The sequence below is a fragment of the Hyalangium sp. genome (assembly GCF_045802625.1).
GTDB lineage: Bacteria > Myxococcota > Myxococcia > Myxococcales > Myxococcaceae > Hyalangium.
This window is the reverse complement of sequence record NZ_JBJMQP010000062.1, coordinates 1-2,729: the sequence shown is the minus strand read 5'-3', so window position 1 is coordinate 2,729 and position 2,729 is coordinate 1. Positions and strand designations below refer to the sequence as shown.

Genomic DNA, 2,729 nt, shown 5'->3' with positions numbered 1-2,729 from the left:
GGCTATCCGCTGGGCGGCACACCTGGCCGCGAGCGAGGCAAGCTCTCCTCAACTCGGATGATCTCCATGCGACACTGAGCGGTGGGTTCAGGAGTCGAGCGATGCACAAGGTGCGCTTCACATGGGATCAGGAGGGGCACGTGACGGCCCTCGCGGAGCCGCCGGACGACATCCTCGCGCACTATCTGGTGGATGAGGTGCGCAACAACCACCGCATGTGCCACCGGCTGCTGGACATCATCCGCGCGCTGCGCAAGGGCAGCCACTCGTCCTGGAGGGCCGATGGGGAGGCCTGGAGCGTGAAGATGAGCCGCAATCGCGCCGTCATCGAGAGCGAGATCGCCGTGCCCGGGCGTGCCCGGGAGATGTCGCTGGAGGAGTTCGAGGAGCTGCTCCACTCCTGGCTCCGGTTCGTGGAGACCACGCGCTAGGAGGCCTGGGAGGCAGGGCGGCCGCGCGGCGGCGGCGGCGGCCGGGCGCCGGCCTTGGCCCTGTCCTCGGCGCGGGCCTTGAGCAGGGAGGCCACCACGGAGCCGCCGATGAGCGCGGCGATGACGGCCAGGGAGACGAAGGCCGGCACCTTCACGAAGTCCACCACGGCCATCTTCGTGCCCACGAACACGAGCACCGCGGACAGGCCGACCTTGAGGTAGCTGAACTTCTCCACCATGCCGGCCACCAGGAAGAACAGGGAGCGCAGGCCCAGGATGGCGAAGATGTTCGAGGTGAAGACCAGGAACGGATCCCGGGTGACGGCGAAGATGGCGGGGATGGAGTCGAGCGCGAAGAGGACATCCGTCACCTCCACCAGGAGCAATGCCATGAGGAGCGGGGTGGCCAGCCACCGGCCGCTCTCCCGGGTGAAGAAGTGGTGACTGTCGAAGCGGCTGGTCGAGGGGATGAGCCGGCGGGCCCAGCGCATGGCGAAGCCGTTCTCCGGGTGCTCCTCGTGGTTGCGGTTGAGGAACAGCTTGACGCCGGTGAAGACGAGGAAGGCGCCGAAGACGTAGATGAGCCAGTGGAAGCGCTGGAGCATCGCCACGCCGGCGAAGATCATGGCCGCGCGGAGCACCAGCGCGCTGAGGATGCCCCAGAACAGCACCCGGTGCTGGTAGAGCGAGGGGATGCGCAGCGCCGAGAAGACGAGCACGAAGACGAAGATGTTGTCGATCGAGAGCGACTTCTCGATGAGGTAGCCGGTGAGGAACTGCACGCCGGGCTCGGCGCCGAACTTCCACCAGATCCCCAGGTTGAACAGCAGCGAGAGCCCCACCCAGACGGCGCTCCAGGCGAGCGCCTCCTTGAAGCGCACCACGTGGGCGCTGCGATGGAAGACCCCCAGGTCCAGCGCGAGCATCGCGAGGACGAAGACGATGAAGCCGGCCCAGAGAGCAGGGCTGCCAATGGTCTGCGGTAACAAGGGGCACTCCCAAAGAAAAGGTGAGGGACCTTTCAAATAGGAACTGGGTGATTGTTCGGCAAATAGGAATTATGGCGGCAAAGCATCGGCTAAAGCGATGAATCGCGAGACGTGGGCGGGTGACAAGAGGGCCGGCAGCCTGCTTCGCTAGGCGCTCCATGTCGTCGAGCCCCTCCACTCCCGCGTTGATGTCCCTGGCTCCGGACGAGGTCCATGTCTGGATCACCGAGCCCGAGCGGATCGAGCAACCGCGGCTGCTCGAGGCGTACTGGGGAGTGCTGAGCCCCCAGGAGCGCGAGCAGCAACGGAAGTTCTATTTCGAGAAGCACCGCAGGCAGTACCTGGTCTCGCATGCGCTCGTGCGGCTGACGTTGTCCCGCTACGAGGCGGTGAGGCCCGAGGCGTGGGCCTTCCGCACCAACGCCTATGGCCGCCCGGAGGTGATGGGTGAGGGGAGTCCGAGGCTTCACTTCAACCTCTCCCACACGGACGGGATGGCGGTGGTGGCGGTGGCGCTCGACGCGGAGGTGGGCGTGGACGTGGAGGATGCGCAGCGGCACGGAGAGACGGTGATGCTGGCGGACCGCTACTTCGCGCCCGCGGAGGTCGCGGCGCTGCGAGCCTTGCCGGTGGAGCTCCAGCAGGAGCGCTTCTTCGAGTACTGGACCTTGAAGGAGGCGTACATCAAGGCGCGAGGGATGGGGCTCTCGCTTCCGCTGGGGCAGTTCGCGTTCGAGCTGCGGCCTGGGCAGCTCCCGCGGATCTCCTTCGATCCTCGCCTGCGGGACGACCCCGAGGGCTGGCAGTTCGTCCAACTGCGGCCCTCGGCTCGGCACCAGGCCGCGCTGGCGGTGCGCAGACCCAGGCTCCAGCCGCTCCAAGTGCGCTGGCAGCGAATCGTGCCAGGGGGCGAGGAGGAAGCCCCTGAGCTGCTGAAAGCCCAGGGCTGATCGTGTGTCCGCGGCTGCGGCGGCTGGTTGGGTTGTGATGGCCTACATCCCACCCCTTTCAAGATGTTGAATCGACGCGTCCGGAGGCCAGGACGCTCGTTGCGCGCATCGAGCCGCTTGCTATAAGGGGCCCGTTGTCTGGTCCCGTAGCTCAGTTGGATAGAGCGGCGGTTTCCTAAACCGCAGGCCGCTGGTTCGATTCCAGCCGGGGCCACTCCCTTTTTCCGCGGCGCGGCTGATGCTCGCGAATCTCCACAACGCCGACATCCCGCGCCCCGTCCTCGACGTCCTCCGCCGCCTTCGCGAGCTGGGGTTCGCTGTGTTCCTCGTCGGCGGCTGTGTCCGAGACATGGTCCGCG

The 2,729-nt window shown here is 66.7% G+C and carries 3 protein-coding genes and 1 tRNA gene; 3 read left to right on the top strand and 1 reads right to left on the bottom strand.

Annotation, left to right across the window (positions count from 1 at the left end; genetic code table 11):
- The first annotated feature begins 101 nt into the window (after positions 1–101).
- Positions 102–431 carry a YacL family protein gene (locus ACJ8AT_RS13055; protein WP_407738034.1) on the top strand — a complete coding sequence of 110 codons (330 nt, stop codon included), beginning with the start codon at positions 102–104 and terminating at the stop codon, positions 429–431.
- Here the strand turns inward: ACJ8AT_RS13055 and ACJ8AT_RS13050 are convergent.
- Entirely contained in the window at positions 428–1,420 is a 993-nt protein-coding gene (locus tag ACJ8AT_RS13050; protein WP_407738033.1) for a TerC family protein, read from the bottom strand. The genes ACJ8AT_RS13055 and ACJ8AT_RS13050 overlap by 4 nt on opposite strands.
- A 158-nt stretch (positions 1,421–1,578) precedes the next feature.
- On the opposite strand from ACJ8AT_RS13050, the gene ACJ8AT_RS13045 reads away from it, so the two are divergent.
- Positions 1,579–2,370 (top strand): 4'-phosphopantetheinyl transferase family protein, encoded by a 792-nt coding sequence (locus ACJ8AT_RS13045; RefSeq protein WP_407738032.1) that lies wholly within the window; start codon positions 1,579–1,581, stop codon positions 2,368–2,370.
- Positions 2,371–2,510: 140 nt separating this feature from the next.
- A tRNA-Arg gene (locus ACJ8AT_RS13040) sits at positions 2,511–2,584 on the top strand.
- The last annotated feature ends 145 nt before the right edge of the window (positions 2,585–2,729 follow it).